This is a genomic window from Variovorax sp. YR634, assembly GCF_900106655.1.
Classification (GTDB): domain Bacteria; phylum Pseudomonadota; class Gammaproteobacteria; order Burkholderiales; family Burkholderiaceae_C; genus Variovorax.
This window is the reverse complement of record NZ_FNOL01000001.1, coordinates 434,832-454,320: the sequence shown is the minus strand read 5'-3', so window position 1 is coordinate 454,320 and position 19,489 is coordinate 434,832. Positions and strand designations below refer to the sequence as shown.

General features: G+C 68.9%; 17 protein-coding genes. 10 read left to right on the top strand and 7 right to left on the bottom strand.

Features of this window, described 5'->3' with window-relative positions; genetic code table 11:
* Positions 1–30 precede the first annotated feature (30 nt).
* The gene (locus BLV60_RS02100; RefSeq protein ID WP_093049108.1) at positions 31–1,917 is read left to right on the top strand and encodes an ATP-binding response regulator; all 1,887 of its coding nucleotides are present in this window, start codon (positions 31–33) and stop codon (positions 1,915–1,917) included.
* On the opposite strand, the gene BLV60_RS02095 is transcribed toward BLV60_RS02100, so the two are convergent.
* From BLV60_RS02095 to BLV60_RS02085, 3 genes are read right to left on the bottom strand one after another with little or no spacing between them, the layout of a single operon-like run.
* A complete protein-coding gene (locus tag BLV60_RS02095) occupies positions 1,889–2,866 on the bottom strand; it encodes a tripartite tricarboxylate transporter substrate-binding protein (RefSeq protein WP_093049105.1) in 978 nt (325 codons plus the stop codon). The genes BLV60_RS02100 and BLV60_RS02095 overlap by 29 nt on opposite strands.
* A 44-nt stretch (positions 2,867–2,910) precedes the next feature.
* Positions 2,911–4,206, bottom strand: coding sequence for an alpha/beta hydrolase family protein (locus BLV60_RS02090; protein ID WP_371127344.1), 1,296 nt, complete (start codon positions 4,204–4,206; stop codon positions 2,911–2,913).
* Between the two features lie 50 nt (positions 4,207–4,256).
* The gene (locus tag BLV60_RS02085) at positions 4,257–7,004 is read right to left on the bottom strand and encodes a tannase/feruloyl esterase family alpha/beta hydrolase (RefSeq protein WP_093049099.1); all 2,748 of its coding nucleotides are present in this window, start codon (positions 7,002–7,004) and stop codon (positions 4,257–4,259) included.
* 118 nt (positions 7,005–7,122) lie between these two features.
* Here BLV60_RS02085 and BLV60_RS02080 point away from each other — a divergent pair, with 118 nt between their 5' ends.
* Entirely contained in the window at positions 7,123–8,043 is a 921-nt protein-coding gene (locus BLV60_RS02080; RefSeq protein WP_093049096.1) for a LysR family transcriptional regulator, read from the top strand.
* Entirely contained in the window at positions 8,040–9,032 is a 993-nt protein-coding gene (locus BLV60_RS02075; protein WP_093049093.1) for a Bug family tripartite tricarboxylate transporter substrate binding protein, read from the top strand. Before BLV60_RS02080 ends, BLV60_RS02075 begins: the two co-directional genes overlap by 4 nt.
* On the opposite strand, the gene BLV60_RS02070 is transcribed toward BLV60_RS02075, so the two are convergent.
* On the bottom strand, positions 9,033–9,596 hold the full coding sequence (locus BLV60_RS02070; RefSeq protein WP_093050349.1) for a putative glycolipid-binding domain-containing protein: 564 nt from the start codon (positions 9,594–9,596) through the stop codon (positions 9,033–9,035).
* A 95-nt stretch (positions 9,597–9,691) separates the two neighbouring features.
* On the opposite strand from BLV60_RS02070, the gene BLV60_RS02065 reads away from it, so the two are divergent.
* The 5 genes from BLV60_RS02065 (at position 9,692) to BLV60_RS02045 (ending at position 14,344) form a co-directional block, all read left to right on the top strand.
* A complete protein-coding gene (locus BLV60_RS02065; RefSeq protein WP_093049090.1) occupies positions 9,692–10,216 on the top strand; it encodes a C4-dicarboxylate ABC transporter substrate-binding protein in 525 nt (174 codons plus the stop codon).
* Complete coding sequence (locus BLV60_RS02060; RefSeq protein WP_093049087.1) at positions 10,217–11,704, top strand: TRAP transporter large permease subunit; 1,488 nt, start codon at positions 10,217–10,219, stop codon at positions 11,702–11,704.
* Between the two features lie 30 nt (positions 11,705–11,734).
* Positions 11,735–12,340, top strand: coding sequence for a YiiX family permuted papain-like enzyme (locus BLV60_RS02055; RefSeq protein ID WP_093049084.1), 606 nt, complete (start codon positions 11,735–11,737; stop codon positions 12,338–12,340).
* A gap of 119 nt (positions 12,341–12,459) precedes the next feature.
* Positions 12,460–13,653, top strand: coding sequence for a Y-family DNA polymerase (locus tag BLV60_RS02050; protein ID WP_093049081.1), 1,194 nt, complete (start codon positions 12,460–12,462; stop codon positions 13,651–13,653).
* A 7-nt stretch (positions 13,654–13,660) separates the two neighbouring features.
* Complete coding sequence (locus BLV60_RS02045; RefSeq protein ID WP_093049078.1) at positions 13,661–14,344, top strand: TIGR02117 family protein; 684 nt, start codon at positions 13,661–13,663, stop codon at positions 14,342–14,344.
* Positions 14,345–14,354: 10 nt separating this feature from the next.
* Here the strand turns inward: BLV60_RS02045 and BLV60_RS02040 are convergent, their stop codons facing one another.
* Entirely contained in the window at positions 14,355–15,398 is a 1,044-nt protein-coding gene (locus BLV60_RS02040) for a purine-nucleoside phosphorylase (protein WP_093049075.1), read from the bottom strand.
* A 121-nt stretch (positions 15,399–15,519) separates the two neighbouring features.
* Here BLV60_RS02040 and BLV60_RS02035 point away from each other — a divergent pair, with 121 nt between their 5' ends.
* Positions 15,520–16,728, top strand: coding sequence for a DNA topoisomerase IB (locus tag BLV60_RS02035; protein ID WP_093049072.1), 1,209 nt, complete (start codon positions 15,520–15,522; stop codon positions 16,726–16,728).
* On the opposite strand, the gene BLV60_RS02030 is transcribed toward BLV60_RS02035, so the two are convergent.
* Positions 16,671–17,351 (bottom strand): hypothetical protein, encoded by a 681-nt coding sequence (locus tag BLV60_RS02030; RefSeq protein WP_093049069.1) that lies wholly within the window; start codon positions 17,349–17,351, stop codon positions 16,671–16,673. The two genes, BLV60_RS02035 and BLV60_RS02030, sit on opposite strands and share 58 nt — an antisense overlap.
* 218 nt (positions 17,352–17,569) lie before the next feature.
* Between BLV60_RS02030 and BLV60_RS02025 the strand changes: the two genes are divergently transcribed.
* The gene (locus BLV60_RS02025) at positions 17,570–17,986 is read left to right on the top strand and encodes a nuclear transport factor 2 family protein (RefSeq protein WP_093049066.1); all 417 of its coding nucleotides are present in this window, start codon (positions 17,570–17,572) and stop codon (positions 17,984–17,986) included.
* A 1-nt stretch (position 17,987) separates the two neighbouring features.
* Here BLV60_RS02025 and BLV60_RS02020 read toward each other — a convergent pair whose 3' ends face one another.
* Positions 17,988–19,487 carry a class I adenylate-forming enzyme family protein gene (locus BLV60_RS02020; protein WP_093049063.1) on the bottom strand — a complete coding sequence of 500 codons (1,500 nt, stop codon included), beginning with the start codon at positions 19,485–19,487 and terminating at the stop codon, positions 17,988–17,990.
* Positions 19,488–19,489 lie beyond the last annotated feature (2 nt).

Sequence of the window (19,489 nt, the reverse complement as noted above, 5' to 3'; positions counted from 1 at the left end):
ACACGTATCGCCTCCCTTACACTGCCCTTCATGAGTACGCAGGGCTCACCCTCATCCGCGCCAGGCAACACGATCACAGGCGCAGATGCACCGCCTGGCCCCGGCGACTCCCATGCCCAGCTGGTTCGCGAACGCCTGTTGCGCCGCATGTTCGTGATGGGCCCACCCACGGTGCTCACAGCGCTGGCCGCGGCCATCGCGATGGCCGGCGTGTTCTTCTGGATGACCCGCGGCCTCGGCGCATTGATGTGGGGCTTCGTGATCTGCGCGCTGCTCGGCCTGAGGCTGGTGTTCATGCGCTGGAACGCGCGTCTGTACCCGGAGCCCGAGTTCACCTTGCGCCAGCCCGACGGCGCGTGGCGCTTCATGTGCCCGCTGGGTGCCTACATGTCCATGTGGACACTGGCGCCCTGGGCGCTGATGCCGCCGGGTACGGAATCGCCCATGCGAATCCTGATACTGCTGCTGGGCATGTTCGCCGTGCTGATGGGCTCGGTGCCGGTGATCGCCACATGGCGCGCCATGGTGCCCGTGGTCACCATTCCTCTCACGCTGGGCGTGGTGACGCGCTTCGCGTGGATGGGCGGCACGGACGGCTGGTTCACCTGCGTGGTCGGCCTGCTGTTCGGCGGCTCGATGGCGCGCTACGCACTGTCGCAGCACCAGCTCATCCGGCGCAGCCTGTCTGACCAGATCGACAAGGAACTGCTGAGCGAGCAGCTGCTGCGCCAGTCGTTCGAGCTGCAGCGGCTCAACCGCGAGCGCAGCCGGTTTTTCGCGTCAGCCAGCCATGACCTGCGCCAACCCGTGCATGCACTGGCGCTGTTCTCGCGCTCGCTGGAGCGCGACCTCGCGGACCACCCGCTTGCCCCCGTGGCCGGCCGCGTCGTGCAGGCGACCGACGCAGTGAGCGGCCTGCTCAACGCGATGCTGGACATCTCCAAGATCGATGCGGGCACTGTGGTGCCCCAGCCCATGGAGATCGCCGTGGACCCGCTGTTCCTGCGGCTGTCGCAACTCTTCGAGCCGCGTGCCCAGCAGGCGGGGCTCTCGCTGCGGTTCCATACCGGGCCCGAATGGCTGAAAACCGATGCCGACCTGCTGCTGCGCGTGCTGACCAACTTCGTCGACAACGCCCTCAAGTACACACGGCACGGCGGCATTCTTGTGAGCGCGCGACCACGCGGCGACCGTTTGCGCCTGGCCGTGTGGGACACGGGCCTGGGCATCGCACCCGAGCATCTGCCTCATGTGTTCGACGAGTTCTACCAGGTCGACAACCCGCAACGTGATGTCGCGCGTGGCCTGGGCATCGGGCTGGCCATCGTCAAGCGCCTGGTCGACCTGCTCGGCGGTGAAGTCGGCGTGCGTTCCCGGCAGGACCATGGCAGCGTGTTCTGGGTCGACCTGCCGCGCCGACCACCGGCACCGGCAGCCCCGGCCCTCGCGCCCACGGCGACGCCCGCTCCCGCCGCGATCGACACCACGGAGCTACCGCTGGTGCCGCCACGCGTACTGCTGCTCGACGACGAGCAACCTGTGGGTGAGGCGGTGCGCATGTGGCTGGCACCCTACTGCGAGCGCATCGAAATCACCACCCGGCTGTCCGATGCCTGCGCACAGGTGCGGGCAACGCCGGAAGACTTCGACGCTTTCATCGTCGACTTTCGGCTTGCTGACCCGCAGGACGGCATCCAGGCGACCGCGGAACTGCGCCAGCTTGCCGGCCGTCGCGTGCCCACGATCCTGGTCACGGGCGATACCGACCCCGAGCGTGTGCGTGCCGCTTACGCCAGCGATCTGGTCGTGATGTTCAAGCCGGTTCAGCCGGAGGTGCTGCTGCGCACCCTGCACCAGATCATCCGCAGCGAGGAAAGGGAGCCAGCCCTCAGTCCGCGTAGACGCCAGCCGCCTTGATCACAGGCGTCCACTTGGCGATCTCTTCGATCACGAACTTCTTGTGACCCGCCGGCTCGATGCGCCCATCAGTAGCCACCACGGCGCCCAGCAGCTCTTCACGATGGATGAAGTCCGGGTCTTTCAGCGCAACCTTGAGCGCATCGTTGAGCTTCTTCAGCACCGGCGCAGGCGTGCCCTTCGGCGCATAGAGACCGTGCCAGATGGTGACCTGGAAGTTCTTCAGCCCGGCTTCGTCGAGCGTCGGCAAATCTTTCAGCATCGGCAGCGCAAGCCGCTTCGATGTGGTGACGGCAAAGGCCTTTACCTTACCGGCCTGGATCTGCGGCGTGGTGTTGGTGGTCTGGTCGCACAGCAGGTCGATCTGGCCGCCGATCAGGTCGGTGATGGCCGGGGCGGTGCCCTTGTAGGGCACGGGCGTCATCTCGGTCTTGGTGGCGCTCTGGTACAGCAGGCCGCACAGGTGCGAGGCCGAGCCCACGCCCGCGTTGCCGATGTTGATCTTGCCCTTGTTGGCGGCGATCCAGGTGCTCAGTTCCTTGTAGTTGCTGGCGGGAATGCTGGGCTTGGAGATGAGCGTCATCGGCACGTCGTTGACGATGCCCAGGTATTCGAAGTCGGTCTCGACCTTGAACGGCACGTTGCGCACCAGGCTCGGCACGGTTGCCATCGCGATGTGGTTCAGCAGCAGCGTGTAGCCGTCGGGTGCGGCGCGCGCCACCTTGGCCGCGCCAATGGAGCTGCCGGCGCCAGGCACGTTGTCGATGATGACGGTGTTGCCGCCGAGCGGCTTGCGCAGCGCCTCGGCAAGGTCGCGCGCCACGCGGTCGGTCGGGCCGCCGGCCGCGAAGGGCACGACGATGGTGACGGGCTTGCTGCCCGGAAAGTCCTGCGCGTGGGCAGCGACAGCGGCAGCGGCGATCGCCGCGAGGGCGAACAATTTCTTCATGGAGTCTCCGGGACGTTGGAAAAAAAGAGGATGAAAAAAGTAGATCAGGACGCGCGTGACGGCACGCGGCTTTCGAGCGCGGGCGGCTGCCACGTGGGCTGGATGTGGCAGCCGTTCTTGCCGTCGGCATCGTAGCGAGGCATCAGCGATTTGCAGCGCTGCGCGAGGCTTTCGGGCGTGGGCTTCTCGCCCTTGTCGATCCAGTCGAGCAGCGCGGCAAAGAGCGCGGGATATTCCGAATCGCTGAGGTAGCTGTGCTCGCGCTCGTTGCTGAAGCTCTGCACCAGCAGGTCACCGGTGCCTGCCGCATCGCGGATGCGGCGATAGGAATTTTCCAGCTCGACGAAAGCGGTCGGGTCGTCGATGGCATGCAGGCCCACGGTGGGCAGCGCGGTGCGGCCGGTGGGCTGGCTGTCGGCCGCCAGTGCGCCCTTGGCCTGCGGGTCGGCCGCGTAGCGCGCCACGCCGGCATTGAGCGCCGCGTCGTCGGCCGAGCCGCTGTAGACCACGCCGATGTTGCCGAAGGGGTTGCGGCCGTTCAGCCGTTTCTGCACCAGGTCCTGGAACAGCCAGGTCGCCCATGTGAGGTGCCCTACCAACGAGCGCTCCTGGATCTTCACGACTGAAAGAATGGTCTTCAGTTTCGCCGCCTGCTCCGGCGTGCGCTGCGCGGCGGGCAGGCCGACGCCGGTACATGCCTTCACGCGTTCTGCAAGTTCGGCACGCGTGAGCTTCGAGTCCATCGGCAGGCCCATCCACAGCGGGTACTGCGGCTCGTCGGGGCGCGGGTGGTTGCGGCAGACGTACTGGTACACCACGCGCAGGTCGAGCCGGAAGTCGTAGGCGCTGTTGCCGCCGCCGAGCACGCCGCTGGTCAGCAGCAGGCCGTCGTACGGGCTCTTCGCGCCGCCGGCCGGCGCATACAGCTCGGCCGCTTTCGCCGCCACGCCCGCGCCGTAGCTCTGCCCGTGCAGCAGCGTGCGGCGCGGCTGGCCGAAGTGGCGCACGAAGATCTGGCGCAGGCGCTCGGTGTCTTCGGCCGACATGGTCACGCCGTAGCCGCCGCGTCGGTAGGTGGAACCGGCCCAGGCGTAGCCGGCCTTCACGGTGACGGCCCAGCGCTTGAGGTCTTCCGCGCTGCGCTCGAGCTTGGGCGCTCCGGTCTCGGGGCCGCCGTGGGCGTGCATGACGAGCACGCCGCGGTTCCAGTCCTTCGGAATGGCGATCCAGTAGAGGGCGCCCGTGCCGTCCTCACCGGTGTAGCAGCGCGCGGCCTCAGGCACCGGCGCGGGGCAGGTGGTGGCCTTGGGTGCGGTCGCCGCCGCATGCGCGGACAACATCGGCGCAGCGCCGATCAGTGCGAATGCCGCGAGGCTGGACAGTCGTTTTTTCAATGGCGTACTCCGAATTCGAGCGCCGCGTTCGCTCCCGGGTCGGAGACGAAGGCGAGAACGCCGCTGTTGAAGATGAAATTGCCCGGTCGGCCCGCATCGGCCTGCACCACGCCCAGCACGGGCGCGTCGTAGCTCAGCACCGCGGCAGCACCCGCCAGATTGAGACCGTTGCCGGCCACCGTGGCATCGTGGTTCTCGCCCTTGACACTGACCAGCGCATAGCTCCCGTCGGCCGTGCCGGGCGTCAGGCTCTGCTGCAGGCCGAACACACGCAGCCCCGCATTCGCGGCCGACTCGCGCACCAGGTGCACCGGCACGGCCACGCCGTTGACGAGGCCGATCACCATCGAGCCGGTGAGCGTGCCGCCGGTGGTCACGGCGCTGCCCGTGGGCGAGGTGGTGAACAGGTCGAACGAGGCGCGCGTGGTGTTGTAGGCGACGTAGCCCTTCTCGGTCTGCGTGCAGTTGGCGTCGTAGATCATGAAGCCGCCCGACACGGGGTCGCGGCAGTACTGGAAGGTGCCCGCATTGCGCAGCCGCACGGCCAGCGACTGCGCGCTGGTGCCGCCCGTGCCCTGCTGCACACCCACCGCGTTGAAGATGTTCGCCACCGACTTGAAGTCGCCCGACACCGGCGCCGCCGCGAAGGTGTTCTGGAACGCCACCAGGGGCGCAAAGCCGCCGCCGCTGGGCGCATTCACGCCGCCCGACACCACGCCGCCGGGCCCGAAGCTGAACACCGCGCCGCTCTCGGCGCTCGAATAGCTGCAGTTGCCCTCGGCAATGAGCGAGCCGGTGCGCTGCGTGCCCACGGTGCGCTGCAGGCTGGCGTCGATGGTTATGGCGTAGGTCATGGCGGCGGGGTCGATCTGCACGCGCAGCTCTTCGCCGAAGCTGTTGCCGCCCTTGTAGCTGGTGACGGAGGCGGGCAGGTTCGGGCAGGCCAGCGGGTCGCCGACCTCGGTCACGCAGCTGTAGTTGACGGCCGCGTCCAGGCTGCCGCTGCCGCGGTACTTGGGCCATGCCGGAAAGCGGCACAGCGGGCGCGTGCGGCCATAGGTGCCGGCCACCGCGTCGGCCGCGATGCCGGTGGCGGGCGCGAGGCCGCCTTCCACCCAGCCTTCGAGCGCGGCGAGCGAGTCCCAGTTGGGAATGAAGCTGCCGGTGCCGTGGCCCATGCCGGGCACGGTGTAGAAGCGCATGCCCTGGTCGACCGCCGCCTGGCCCAGCGTGGCGACGACCTGCTTGTAATAGTCGATGGTCGAGTTGTTGCTGATCACCTCGTCGGCCAGCCCGTGCAGCATGATGAGCCGGCCGCCATGGCCGAAGAACGGCGCCAGGTTGGGATTGGTCGCGTCCGTGAGGTTCGATACCGCCGTCACTCGCGCGGTGTAGGCGCCCGGGTCGAGTGGGTCGAAGGTGAGCGAATCGAAGGCGTCGATGCGCGTGACGAAGTACTTCACCCACTGGTCGCCGGTGACGTACATGTTGGCGTCCAGCGAGGTGGCCGGGTTGCCCGGCACGGCGCGCGTGCCGAGGTCGCGCGTGGTGTACGGGCCGGCCACCAGCGTGCCTTCGAGGATGTTGTAGCCGCCCGCGCGCTTCACGCCGTTGGCCAGCGAGTAGGTCGTGAAGTCCAGCGGGTTCTCGATGGCGCGCACGGTGTCGAGCTGCGCGTCCGACAGGCAGGTGTTGCCCGTGTCCGTGCCACCGGGGCAGCGCAGCGAGGCCAGGATCTGCGTGTTCAGCAGGCGGCAGCTCTCCACGTTGCTGATGAGGTTGTCGGCTGCGCCGTCGAGCTTGTCGCAGGCGTTCATCACGGTCTTCTGCACCAGCAGCGTCTTGGTCACGTTCATCCAGCCCACGCCGCCGTTGCGGTACAGGGCGCGGCCCACGGCCACGTTCGACAGGCGCGTGCCGGTGTAGTTGAGCGCGGGTTCGTTGGCGATCACGCCGTCGTAGTCCAGCGGCCAGCGCTGGATGTAGCTCAGCGCGTCGCGCCCGCCGGTCGAGGTGCCGAGAAAGTAGGCGTGCTTGGGCGCCATGCCGTAGCGCGCGAGCACCAGCGCCTGCGCCACGTCGCGCGTCTTCTTGAGCGAGAGGCCGCCGTAGTTGGCAAGCTGCTCGTCGTTGGCCGCGAACTTGCCGTCGGTGATGCTGCCCGACTGGTGGCCCGAGTCGTCGCCGTAGGTGGCATAGCCCAGCGCCAGCGGCGCGGGCTTGTCGGCGGGGCCGAAGCGGATGACCTCGGTGCCGTCGATGAGCACGCCGTCGAAGCCGCCGCCGCCGAAGTGGATGGTCTTCTGGTTCCACTTCTCGGGCAGGTTCACCGCGAAGTTGATGACCTGCGAAGCGGGGTCCACCGGCTGGATGGTGCCGCGCACGCGGCAGTAGTCGCCGAGCGTGTTGCCCACGTCGCCCGCGGCCACGGGCGTGGCACTGGTGACGGTGGCGCCTTGCGTGGGCAGGCTGATGAGCGAGGCGGGCAGGCTCTTGCCCGACAGGTCGGCACAGGAGACGACCGGCTGCACGGGCGGGGGCGGCGGGTTGTCGGGCGGGCCGTCCGGCGGGTTGTCGGCGGGCGGGTTATTGCCGTCGCTGGCGGGCGGGGTTGTGGGCAGGATCGGGAGGAAGCCGGCACCGCCGCCTCCCCCACCGCCGCCACCACAGGCGGCAAGGATCAGCGCAATACCGATCGCGGAAACGACGGCACGAAACATCGAGGCGGGGCGCGTTGTGCGCATGGATTTGTCTCCGGCATGCGGCCTCGGTGGGCCGCTTTTTGAATAGGCGGCCGGACGATAGATTCAGGGTGACTTAGGGTCAAATAAAATAACAAGGCACTCTTCATACGAAAAAAATATGGACATACGGGCACTGCGCTACTTCGCCGCCGTCGCGGAGACCGGCCACATGACACGCGCGGCCGAGCAACTGGGCATCCAGCAGCCGCCGCTCAGCCAGCAGATCAAGGCGCTGGAACGCGAGCTGGGTGTGCTGCTGTTTCGCCGCCATCCGCGCGGCGTGGCCCTCACCGACGCGGGCCGCCTCTTTCAGACCGAGGCGCTGCGCATGCTGCAGGACATGGACGCCATGAAGCAGCGCATGGTGCGTGTAGCCAAGGGCCAGGCCGGCACGCTCGCAGTCGGCTTCACCAGTTCGGCCGCGGCGCACCGCTTCATGCCCGAGGCGCTGCGCGAGTTCCGCCGGGCGTACCCGGCGGTGGAGCTTCAGCTGCGCGAAGACAACGCCGCCGAACTCACCGAGGCGCTGGCCGCGGGCCGACTGCACTGCGGCCTGTTGCGCGTGCCGGTCGCGCGGCCCGAGGGGCTGGTGTTCGAGACGCTGCTGCGCGAACCGGTGCTCGTCGCCATGCCCAGCGACCATCGCTTTGCCCTCGGCCGCAACAAGGCCTCGCGCCCGCTACTGCTCGCGAAGCTGTGCGAGGAAGGCATCATCCTCGTGCGCCGCCCCGGCGCGCCCGGCCTCTATGCCGACCTGCTAGCGCTGTGCCACGCCAAGGGCCTGCGCCCGCGCGTGGTGGCCGAAGTCGATCGCATGATGACCAACCTGAACCTAGTGGCCGCCGGTGTCGGCCTGTCGGTGGTGCCGGCCTCGATGACCGGCGTGCACGCACACGCCATCGCCTATGCGCGGCTGGCCGATGGCGGCCAGCTCGATGCGCCGCTCACACTGGTGTCGCGCGTAGAGGAAGACAACCTGCCCGCGCAGCATTTCGCGGAGCTGCTGCGCAGGTTGGCTGTCGAAAATCCTGGGTCATGAGCTTGCTGCGGCGTCGTCATTTCATCCAGCGCGCGGGCGGCGTGCTCGCGGCGGCGATGTGCGCACTGCCGGAGGTGTCGCATGCCGCGCCATGGCCGAGCCGCCCGGTGCGCCTGATCGTGGTCTACCCGCCCGGCGGCGTGAGCGACGGCATGGCACGCGTGCTGGCGGAGCCTCTGGCGCAGTCGCTGGGCGTGCCGGTGCTGATCGAGAACCGTCCCGGCGCGGGCGGCAGTCTCGGCATGGATGCGCTCGCGCGCGCCACGCCCGACGGCTGCACACTGGCCTTCTCCGCCATCAGCCCGCTCACGCTGCACCCGCTGCTGGCGCGCGTGCCCTACGACCCGCAGCGCGCCTTCGTGCCCGTGGCCAGCGTGATGCGCACACCGGTGCTGGTGGTGGGCACGCCGGCCTTCACAGGGCACGGCTTTGGCCAGCTGATCGCGCAGGCACGCCGGCAGCCGGGCGAGGTGCGCTGGGCCACCTCGGGCGTGGCGACCATCGGCCACCTGGTGCTGGCGCAGGTGCGCGTGCAGAGCCGCACCGACATCACGCACATCCCCTACCAGGGCGGCGGGCCTCAACTCAACGATGCGCTGAGCGGACAGTTCGAGGTGCTGTCGACCAACGTCGCGGCGCAGCAGCTTCAGTACATCGAAGGCGGGCGCTTCCAGGCGCTTGCAGTCGGCGCGCCTGCACGCATCGAGGCACTGCCAGCGGTGCCCACGCTCGCGGAGCTGGGCTTCGAGAAGGCGAACCGCGATTCGCTCTTCGGCATCTTCGCGCCTGCGCGCACGCCGGTGGCGGTGGTGCAGCGGCTCAATGCGGAGATCAATCGTGTGCTGGACAGCAGTGTGGTGCGTGCGCGGCTGCGTGGGGCCTACAACCTGCCGGCTGGTGGTGGCACCGACGATTTCGCGCACGAGATAGCGGTTGATCGACGGCGCAATCGCGAACTGGTCGCGGGCGACCGCTCACAGTTCGACTGATTACTTCTCGGCGACCCAGAGCCTCGGGTAGTCGCGCACGAAGCCGTCTTCCGTCACGCTCAACGTCGCCGCATAGTCGAAGCGCTTGGCCTCGTAGGCATATTCGCTCTCGCTACGCCGCTCGTAGCGCTGCGCCAGTTCGCTCAGCACGCCACCACCATCCAGATCGACCCAGGCCGCCGGAGCATCGGCGCCCTCGCCCTTCGCCAGGTTGAGCCGTCGCAACTGCAGCAGGTTGGTTGCAGGCGTGAAGCCCAGGTCGAGATCGACGCAGTGCGACAGGTCGGGCACCGCCTCGTCGTTGAGCTTCCAGTGGCCACGCGGGTCGCGGGCAATCGACAGATCGACGGCCACGTCGCCCAGCCAGCCGCGCACGGTGCCCCATTGGGTGTGCCAGTGCAGGTCGCAGCGCACGCGGTAGTGCAGTTGGCCGATGCGGCCGTCTTCCTGTCGGAACACGGCCGCGCCATCGAGTTGCCAGGCCGAGGCATTGCGTTCTAGACGGCAGGCGTCGTGGCCCGGTACATCGAGCCTGCGCCAAAGGATGGAGGCGACTGTTTGCATGGCGCGGATGATGGCACCGGCATGCTGCACCGCGCAAGCAATGACCCGCGCGGCCGCAGGTGGTGGTCAGGTTCCGGGAAGACTATCGGCGTCGCATGACGCCGCCATCTGCCGATCTTCCAGCCCCTCCCCCGCCGCCGGCCCCGCGCTGGCTCGACTGGATCGACCGCGCGGCGATGCCCTTTGCCATCGCAATCGCCCTGCTGCTGTTCGCCCAATGGCCGCTGCGCGACCTGGCCGGCTCGGGCAATGGCCCCACGCAGGCCAACGACCTTGCGCAGTGGCTGTTCGCGCTGTACGTGGCCGTGGCGCTGCGGCACGCCGGGCGCCGCGGCGCGCACCTCGTGGCGCGGCCCGACCTGGCTGCCGACACCAGCGGGCGCTTTGCGCGGCTGCGCCGCATCGGCGCGGCGCTGTGCGTGCTGCCGTGGGCGCTGTTCCTGATCGTGACGGCCACGGTGCCGGTGTGGCGCTCGGTGGCCGCGTTCGAGCTGTTCCCCGACACTTTCAACCCCGGCTATTTCATGATCAAGGTGGCGCTGCTGCTGCTCGCGGTGTTGCTGGCGGTGCAGAGCGCGCTCGATCTCCTGCGCGAACTGCGCCATCCACGCGGGCACTGAATGGCCTGGCTCGGACTCGCCCTGCTCGCGCTGGCCCTGGCGCTGATGATGACCACCGGCTGGCCGACTTATGCCGTGCTGCTGGGCGTGTGCACGCTGGGCGCTGTGGCCGGGCTGGCGCTGGGCGCGTTCGATGCGGCGCTGCTGCAGAACCTGCCGTGGCGCATCGTCGGCCTGCTGGAGCACGACCTGCTTCAGGCGCTGGCGCTCTATGCACTGGTGGGCGCGCTGCTCAACCGGCTGGCGATGGCCGAGCACCTGTACAACGGCTTGCGCAAGGCGCTGGCTTTCGTCGCGCCGCGCGCCGCATCGGAGCTGGCCGGCATGGTGCTGGGCCTGATGCTCGCGCCGATGAACGGCTCGGTCGGCGCCAGCCTGCTGACGCTGGCGCGCACGGCCGGCAAGGGCTGGGCAGCCGAAGGCCTGCCCGCGGCACAACGCACCGCGCTCGTGGCCGTGACCAGCACGCTGGGCGTGATCGTGCCGCCATCGCTTGTGCTTCTGCTGCTCGGCGACGCGATGCTGCGCGCCCACACCGAGGGCGTGAACATGGCGCGCACGCTGGCGCTGCCCACCGCTACCGCCAATCGCATCGTCAACACGCAGGACATCCTGCAGGCCGCGCTGGTGCCAGCAGCGGCGCTGCTGCTCGGCTGGCTCGCAGTCGCGTGGTTCGGCGCGCGGCGCAACAAGCCCGCCGCCACTGCAGCGCCGCGCGAACCGATGGCGCCACGTGAGAGCTGGACGCTGCTGCTCGTGCCCCTGCTGATCGGCGCTTTGCTCGTGCTGGTCACGCTGGGCAGGGTGCGCGCGGTCGAGGGCGCGGCCGCCGCCTGCGTGCTGCTGCTCGGCTGGGGCCTGGTGTCGCGCCAGCTCACGCGAGCGGTGCTGTGGCAGGTGCTCGACGACGCGATGGCGCTCACCGGCGCGCTGTATGCGCTGCTGGTGGCCGCCACCACTTTCTCGCTGCTGTTGCGCGGCTTCGGCACCGACGGGCTGATCGCGCGGCTCATGCTGTCGCTGCAGGGCCACCCCATGGTCGGACTCATGGCGGTGCTGGCCGTGCTGCTGGCCTGCGCCTTCGTTCTCGACGCCTTCGAGCTGATCTTCCTCATCGTGCCCATCGTCATGCCGCCGGTGCTCGCCCAGCTCGACGACGCCGCATGGATCGCCACCCTGACCCTGCTGGTGCTGCAGGCCGGCTTCCTGCTGCCGCCTTTCGGCTATGCGCTGGTGCTGGCACGCGGACAGGTCGCGCCGCGCCCGCCGGTGGCTGCCGTAGCGCGGGCACTGGCGCCTTACCTGGCGGTGCTCGCCACCGTGACAGCACTGGTGATGGCGCTGCCCGAGACCACGCGCTGGCTGCGCACCTCGCCAACCGCGCTCGCGCCCGCCGAGCCGATGAACGATGAAGCGGTGGACCGCCTGATGCGCGAGATGGCGCCGCCCGACACCGGCGACAGCGCCGCTCCACCAGAGGAGAAATAGCGCCGCGGCGTGCCGCACAATGCGCGGCGTATGACATTCAAGCTCCCCGTCGCGCTCGCGCTCGTCCTGTCCTCCAGCGCCAGCCATGCGGCGGCGTTGAAAGACGGCGACATCATCTTCCACACCTCGCGTTCGGCGCAGAGCATCGCGGTGCAGCGCGCCACCGGCTCGCGCTACAGCCACATGGGCATCGTGCTGTTGCGGCGCGGCAAGCCTTATGTGTTCGAGGCGGTGTCGACGGTGCGCTACACGCCGCTTGCGCAATGGACCGCGCGCGGCAACGGCGGGCACTACGTGGTGAAGCGGCTGCGCAATGCCGACACGCTACTGACACCGGGCGCGGTGGCCAAACTGCGCGCGGGTACCTCTGACTTCGAAGGGCGGCCCTACGACCTGACCTTCGAATGGTCCGACAAGCGCATCTACTGCTCCGAACTCGTGTGGAAGCTCTACCAGCGCGCGCTGGGCGTGCGCATCGGCGAGCTGCAGAAGATCCGCGAATTCAACCTGGGCGACCCTGCGGTGCGCGCCAAGATGCGCGAGCGCTATGGCGACAAGGTGCCGATGGACGAGCCGGTGATCTCGCCGGTGGCGATGTTCGAATCGCCGCTGCTCGTGACCGTCGAAACCCGCTGACCGAATCTCCCCCGCACGGGCACACGCCGCCCGACCGCGAGACAATCGTGGCCGTGAGTTCACAGACCCAGCCACCGTCACCTGCGACACCGCCGATCCGCCGCATCGCGCACCTCGACATGGACGCCTTCTACGCGTCGGTCGAGCTGCTGCGCTATCCGCAGCTCAAGGGCCTGCCGGTGGTGATCGGCGGCGGGCGGCGGCGCGTGGACGAAGCCATCCGCAACCTTCCCGAGGGCGGCACGCTGGCCGACATTCCGGTCGAGTCCTTTCCGCTGCTGAAGGACTACACCGGCCGCGGCGTGATCACCACCGCCACCTACCCGGCGCGGCAGTTCGGCGTGGGCTCGGCCATGGGGCTCATGAAGGCGGCCAAGCTGTGCCCGCAGGCCATCATCCTGCCGGTGGACTTCGACGAGTACCGGCGCTATTCGCGCGCCTTCAAGAACCTCATCCTGGAGGTCGCGCCGCTCATGGAAGACCGCGGCGTGGACGAGGTGTACATCGACTTCACCGACGTGCCCGGCGGCCAGCGCGACGGCGGGCGCTCGCTGGCACGACTGCTGCAAAAAGCCATCTTCGATGCCACCGGCCTGACCTGCTCCATCGGCGTGGCGCCCAACAAGCTCATCGCCAAGATGGCGAGCGAGTTCAACAAGCCCAACGGCATCTCCATCGTCTACGAGGACGATCTCGAATCGCGCATCTGGCCGCTACCCTGCCGCAAGGTGAACGGCATCGGCCCCAAGGCCGACGAAAAGCTCAAGCGCTTCGGCATCGAAACGGTGGGCCAGCTCGCGGCGCGCGACCGCGACTGGCTCATTGCCACCTTCGGCAAGGCCACCGGCGCATGGATGCACGAGGTGGCCTGGGGCCGCGACAACCGCCCGGTGGTGACCGAAAGCGAGCCCGTGTCGATGAGCCGCGAGACCACCTTCGACCGCGACCTGCACGCGGTGCGCGACCGCGCCGAGCTGGGCGCGATCTTCACGCAGCTGTGCGAGCAGCTCGCCGCCGACCTGCAGCGCAAGGGCTACGTGGGCAAGACCATCGGCATCAAGCTGCGTTACGACGATTTCAAGATCGCCACGCGCGACCAGACCATCGACCGCTTCACGGACGACGCGAAGACCATCCGCCACACGGGCGGTCTGTGCCTGAAACGCGTGCCGCTGGAGCGCCCGCTGCGCCTCCTGGGCGTGCGCGTGGGCGCGCTGGCGAAGGCGGGCAGCCCCGAGGCGCTGGCGCCTGCCGGGGCCGGTGCGCATCGCGCCGCGTCGGAACCGGCGGCGACCACCGCGTCGCTGTTCTGAACACGCCATGGTGAAACGCTGGCTGCGGCGCATCGCCTTCACGCTGCTGGGCTTCGTTGCACTGGTCGGCCTCTACGTGGCCGCGGCCTGCGTGCTGGTGTTCTGGCCGGCCAATGCGAAGCCATCGAACGATGCGACCGCCGACGTACAGACCTGGGTGCTGAGCAACGGCGTGCACACCGACTACGTGTTCCCCATCCGATCGGCCACCGTCGACTGGCTGCAGGTGTTCCCGCTGAAAGACTTCAAGGCGCCGCCGCCCGATGCCGAGTTCATCGCCATCGGCTGGGGCGACCGCGAGTTCTACCTGAACACGCCCACCTGGGGCGACCTGACGGCGGCGCGCGCCTTCGGGGCGCTGTCGGGCGGCAACCGCGCGCTGATGCATGTGAGCTACCTGCGGCGCAACCAACTGGGGCGCGGCGCCTACAGCCTGCCACTCTCGCAGGCGCAGTACGCGCAACTGGCCGGCTACGTGCGCGCCGCGCTGCCCTCGGGCCAGGCCACGCCCATTGCGGGCGCGCACTACGACAGCCAGGACGCCTTCTACGAAGCCGAAGGCGGCTACAACCTCTTCGAGACCTGCAACACCTGGACTGGGCGCGGGCTGCGGCGCTCGGGCGTCACCGTCAGCCGCTGGACGCCCTTCGACTTCACGGTGACGTGGCACCTGAAGCCGGTGCGGCCCTGAGCGACGAAGCTCAGGGCTTGGGCACGCCGGCCGACCACTGTGGCCAGTTCGCGACGATGTGATCGACCACGCGGCTGCCCACCAGCTCGATGTTTTCCACCGTCTCGGCAAAGCCGCCGGCCGTTTCGCCCGGTGCAGGGTCCAGGTGCTGCAGCGTGGTTTCCTTCGGGCTGCCCTGGTCGAAGTTGACGGCGCCGCGCAGGCTCATCACGCGGTCGGTGCCGTGGGTGCGCTTGATCACGAGGGTGATGGCGGCGGCTTCCATTTCGGTGATGACGTAGTCGTCGGCGCCGTAGAGCTTGGCGATGTACTGCGCCTGCTTCGACATGCCGGGGCCGTGGAAGAAGGTGTCGCCGGTCATGTGCGTGCCGGTACCTACGAAGGGCGCGCGGCGGGCCGCGGCGTCGGGGTAGCGCAGGCGGTACTTGCGGGCCGAGTCGGCGTCTTTCAGCGGCGTGTCGGCCGAGAGCTTCATGGCCCAGCCCACGAGGTCGGGGTTGAGCTTGAAGCGGCGGTATTCCTCGTAGCCCTTGCGCGGCATGAAGGTTGGTTCTCCTGGCTTGTTCTCTTCGGGTGCCCAGCGGTGGCCCAGGTCGTAGTCGACCAGCCAGGTGGCCCAGCTCACTTCGCCGATGGTGCCGCGCGAGGGCGGCGTGCCGGCCACGCCCGAGATCACGTAGTAGCTCTGCGAGAAGTCGAACTGCGGGTTCAGCAAGATGGCCTGCATCGACGACGACGAGTTGACCTTGCCCATGCCGAGCACCGCGCCGCACACGCCGTCGGTGTTGCAGTACACGGGCTGCAGTGCGCCGGGCACCGCAATGGGCCTGGCGCCCTTCCAGTAGCGCTCGTACCAGTGCTGGAACTCGCCGGCGCGGTCACCGGTGTTCTGGCCGATCTCGAACATGGCGGCGACGAAGACCTTGACCTTCACGGGCGCAGCCGGGGCAGATGCGGTCGGGGTCGAAGTGGAAGCACAGGCCGTGAACAGCAGCGCCGCGGCAGGCACGGCCAGCCAGCGGGCGGTGAAAAAGGAGGACTTGAAAGAAGTCATTCTGGAACCCGTTAAGAAGGACAAGGACGGCAGGACAAGGACAACAAGCGCGCCCGGCGTCCTACAACCGCCGATTGTCGGTGCTGGCAAAAGCGCGATGTAACGCCATCACGCAAACACCATGCCGGACTCTTCCACTCCTGCAAAGCCTCCGTCAAAGCCGACGCCCATCGCCAACGGCCTCGTCTACGTGAACCCCGACATGCCCGGCATCCGCCGCCTGAAGCACGGCGAGCGCTTTCGCTATCGCGATGCCAAGGGGCAATGGCTGCGCGACGTGGACGAGATCTCGCGCATCCGCATGCTGGCCATTCCGCCGGCCTACACCCAGGTGTGGATCTGCCCGCTGCCCAACGGCCACCTGCAGGCCACCGGCATCGACGCGCGCGGGCGCAAGCAGTACCGCTATCACGCCGACTGGCGCTCGATGAAGGACGAGACCAAGTTCGACCGCCTCGAAGCCTTCGCGCTCGCGCTGCCGCGCATCCGCGCCCGTGTGGCGCGCGACCTGCAATTGCCAAGGGGCCAGAAGGCGCCGGGCCGCAGCCAGGTGCTCGCGGCGGTGGTGCGCCTGCTCGACACCACGCTGCTGCGCGTGGGCAACGAGGAATACGCGAGCAGCAACGGCTCCTACGGCCTCACCACGCTGCGCAACCGGCATGCGGCCGTGCAGGGCCAGGCCCTGCGGCTGCGCTTTCGGGGCAAGAGCGGCGTGATGCACGAGGCGAAGCTCGACGACCCGCGCGTGGCCCGGGTGGTGCGGCAATGCCAGCAACTGCCGGGGCAGGCGCTGTTCCAGTACGTGGACGAGGATGCAGAGGGAGGCGGAAATGGCGAACTGCGCAGCGTCTCGTCCACCGACGTGAACGACTACCTGGCCGAAGCCGCGCAGGGCGAGCGCTTCACCGCGAAGGATTTCCGCACCTGGCACGGCACCGTGCAGGCGCTGGAACTCACCCGGCTGGCCTGCGAGCCGGGCCGCACCGCTGCCGACGGCAATCGCTACAGCGCAAAGGACATCCTCGCGGCCGTCGCCAGGCAACTCGGCAACACGCCCGCAGTCTGCAAGAAGGCGTACGTGCACCCGGCCGTGCTGGCGCTGGGCAGTGCGCTCTCGGAGGGCGACGAAGCCACCGGCGCACTGTTCGAAAGGATCGCCGGGCACGGCACGGCCAGGCCATCGCGTGGGCTGCATGCGGCCGAACGGCGGCTGCTGGCCTTCCTGCGAGCGCCACGGGGGAGGCATGCGGCGCGAGGCCGCAGCAGCAAGACTCAGTTGCCGGTCGCGAGCACGAGGCGCACGCTGTCGCCATCCAGCGCCACGGCGTAGCCAAGGTCTTCAGCCAGGTTCTGCAGCGCGACGGCGTCGATGGCGAGGGCGCGTGGTGCGCGGTGCGCATCGAGCACGGCGGGCGTGCCACCGGGTTCGCGCGGCAGGGCCGTGAGGCGCAGTGCATTCGCACCATCTGCCTCGACTCGGATGGCACCCGCCTCGGCCGCACCGTCGTGCAGGTACCCCAACGCCCCGAGGAACAGATAGCGCAGGGCCGCCGCGGCAGGCCAGCGGTGCTCGTCTTCCTGCGGATCGAGCGAGGCATCGGCGTCGAGCGACACGCCGTGCAGGTCGAAGGCCGAGCGCATCAGCGCCACGCATTGCGCCACCAGCGCGCTGCGGGTGATGCCGTCGTCGGTGGTGGCCAGTTCCCAGTCGCGCAGCGAGCGGACGGCTTCGATCAGCTCCGACACCTGGTTGTCGATCAGCGCCACCCGCTCTTCGCAGGCCACGGCGTCGATGGTGGCGGCGCCAACCTGCCGCTTGAGCATCAGCAGCGCCATGCGGATCACCGAGACGGGCGCCGCCATGTCGTGCCGCAGGGCGGGCAACGCACGTGTGAGCAGTTCGTGGCGCACGCCGGCGGCGATCCAGCTGCGCGCACTGGGCGAGGCCTTCATTGCGCAGCAGCCACGGGCGTCGGGTTCATCGGCACGGTCACGAGGTACTTCCTGAAACGGGGGAGTTAACAAGTATCGTGCCCGACCCCGGGTGCGGGTGTAGGAGCGTACCTACGATGGCCCCGCCCACCGGTTGGGAATGTCCGGAAACGGCGTGCCGGCGCTCGGCCCTGCCCCTACCTTCAGGCCTCCGTCCACTCCCGCCCCGATCGATCCTCATGACCCCAGAGCAGAACAAGCACGCCGTCACCGAAGCCTGGAAGGCCTTTGCGAGCCGCGACCCGCAGCGCATCCAGGCCGTCTTCACCGAAGACGCCGAATGGCTGGCGCCCAAAGGCAACGCGACAGCGGTGGCGCTCGACGTACCCGACCACATGATCGGACCGGCTGCGATCGCGCATTTCCTGGTCGAGGCTTTCCCCAAACTCTTCGTCGCGGACGTCGCGGTGAGCTTCTCTCACCTGTACTGCGACGGCGACACCGTGATCCTCGAAGAGCGCATGCAGGCCACGCTGGCCAGCGGCAGGCACTACGACAACGACTACTGCTTCGTCTTCGAGCTGCGCGAGGGCCGCATCGCCCGGGTGCGCGAGTACATGGACACGCAGAAGGGCCGGGCCGCGATCTTCGGTTGAATCAGCCAACCGGCGCGCAACGCGCCTGCAGCTCGCGCTTGAGCAGCTTGCCGTTGGCCGTGGTCGGTATCGCGTCGATCACCTCGATGCGGGCCGGGCGCTTGTAGGGCGACAGGTGCTCGACAAGGTGCGCGCGCAGAGCCGCCTCGTCGAGCACCGCGCCGGGCTTCAGTTCGACGAAGGCGACGACCTGCTCGTTGCCGTCGGCCTCGGGCACGCCGACCACCGCGCACAGGTGCACGCCGTCGAAGCGGCCGATGACCGCCTCGATCTCCGCCGGGTATACGTTGAAGCCCGAGCGGATGATCATTTCCTTCAGCCGGCCGACCACGAACAGCGCACCGTCGCTGCCGAAGCGCCCGAGATCGCCGGTGGCGTACCAGCCGCCGGGGCGCATCACCTGCGCCGTGGCGGCGGCATCGCGGAAGTAGCCGAGCATGAGGCCGGGGCCGCGCAGCCAGATCTCGCCGGTATCGCCGGGCGCGGCGTCATTGCCGTCGAGGGTCACGATGCGGGCCTCGCCGCCTTCCACCGCGTAGCCCGCCGAAGTGTCCGCGCGCGGCGACTCGGTGCGCGTGAGAAACACCGAGCCCGCGTACTCGGACAGCCCGTAGCCATAGTGCAGCGGCTGGCCGAACAACTGCTCCACGCGCTGCTTGAGCGCGGGGTCGAGCGGCGCCGAGCCGGTGTAGACGTAGCGCAGATTCGGAAAGCGCGGCGCCACGCCCTCCGCCTCGATGTGTGCCAGCAGGCGCGCATACATCGTCGGCGGCCCGAGCAGGTTCGACACCTGCTCGTGCGCCAGCGCCTGCAGCATGTCGACCGGCGAGAAGCTGCCGCGCAGCACCAGCGCGGCACCGCCCGTGAGCGCGGCCATCAGCACCGTGCCGATGCCGAAGATGTGCGTCATCGGCAGGAAGGCGTAGGCGCGGTCGCGCTCGCTCAATGCACGCACCTGGGCCGAGACGCGGCCAAAATGAAGCAGGCCGCGGTGCGACACCATCACGCCCTTGGGCGTGCCCGAGGTGCCGGAAGTGAAGATGATGGCGGCCGTGTCGGCCAATGCCGGGTCGGGCTCGGTGCGCGCTTCGGCACGCACGGCCGAGCGCATCACGCCTTCGAGTGCGGAAGGCTCTGCACCGGCCCTCTGCGCATGCTTTTCAGCGGCTTCGGATACCCCGGTCGTGAAGTAGCAAAGCCGTGCATCCGCACGCTCCGCAATGGCCGCGATCTCGCCCGGCGACATGCGCGCATTCACGCCGCACGACCAGGCCCCGACGCGGCTGCAGGCCATGAGCAGCGCAATGTGCGCGGCGCAGTTTTCGGCCACCAGCACCACGCGGTCGGTCGGCCGCACACCGGCGGCCAGCAGGTCGTTTGCGGCGGCATCGACCATCGATTGCAGCGCCGCATACGTCGTCGTCCCAGCGGGTTCGAAAAGAAAGACAGCCTCCGGCGTGTGAGCCGCGCATGCCTCCAACAACTGATGAATCTTCTGCATCG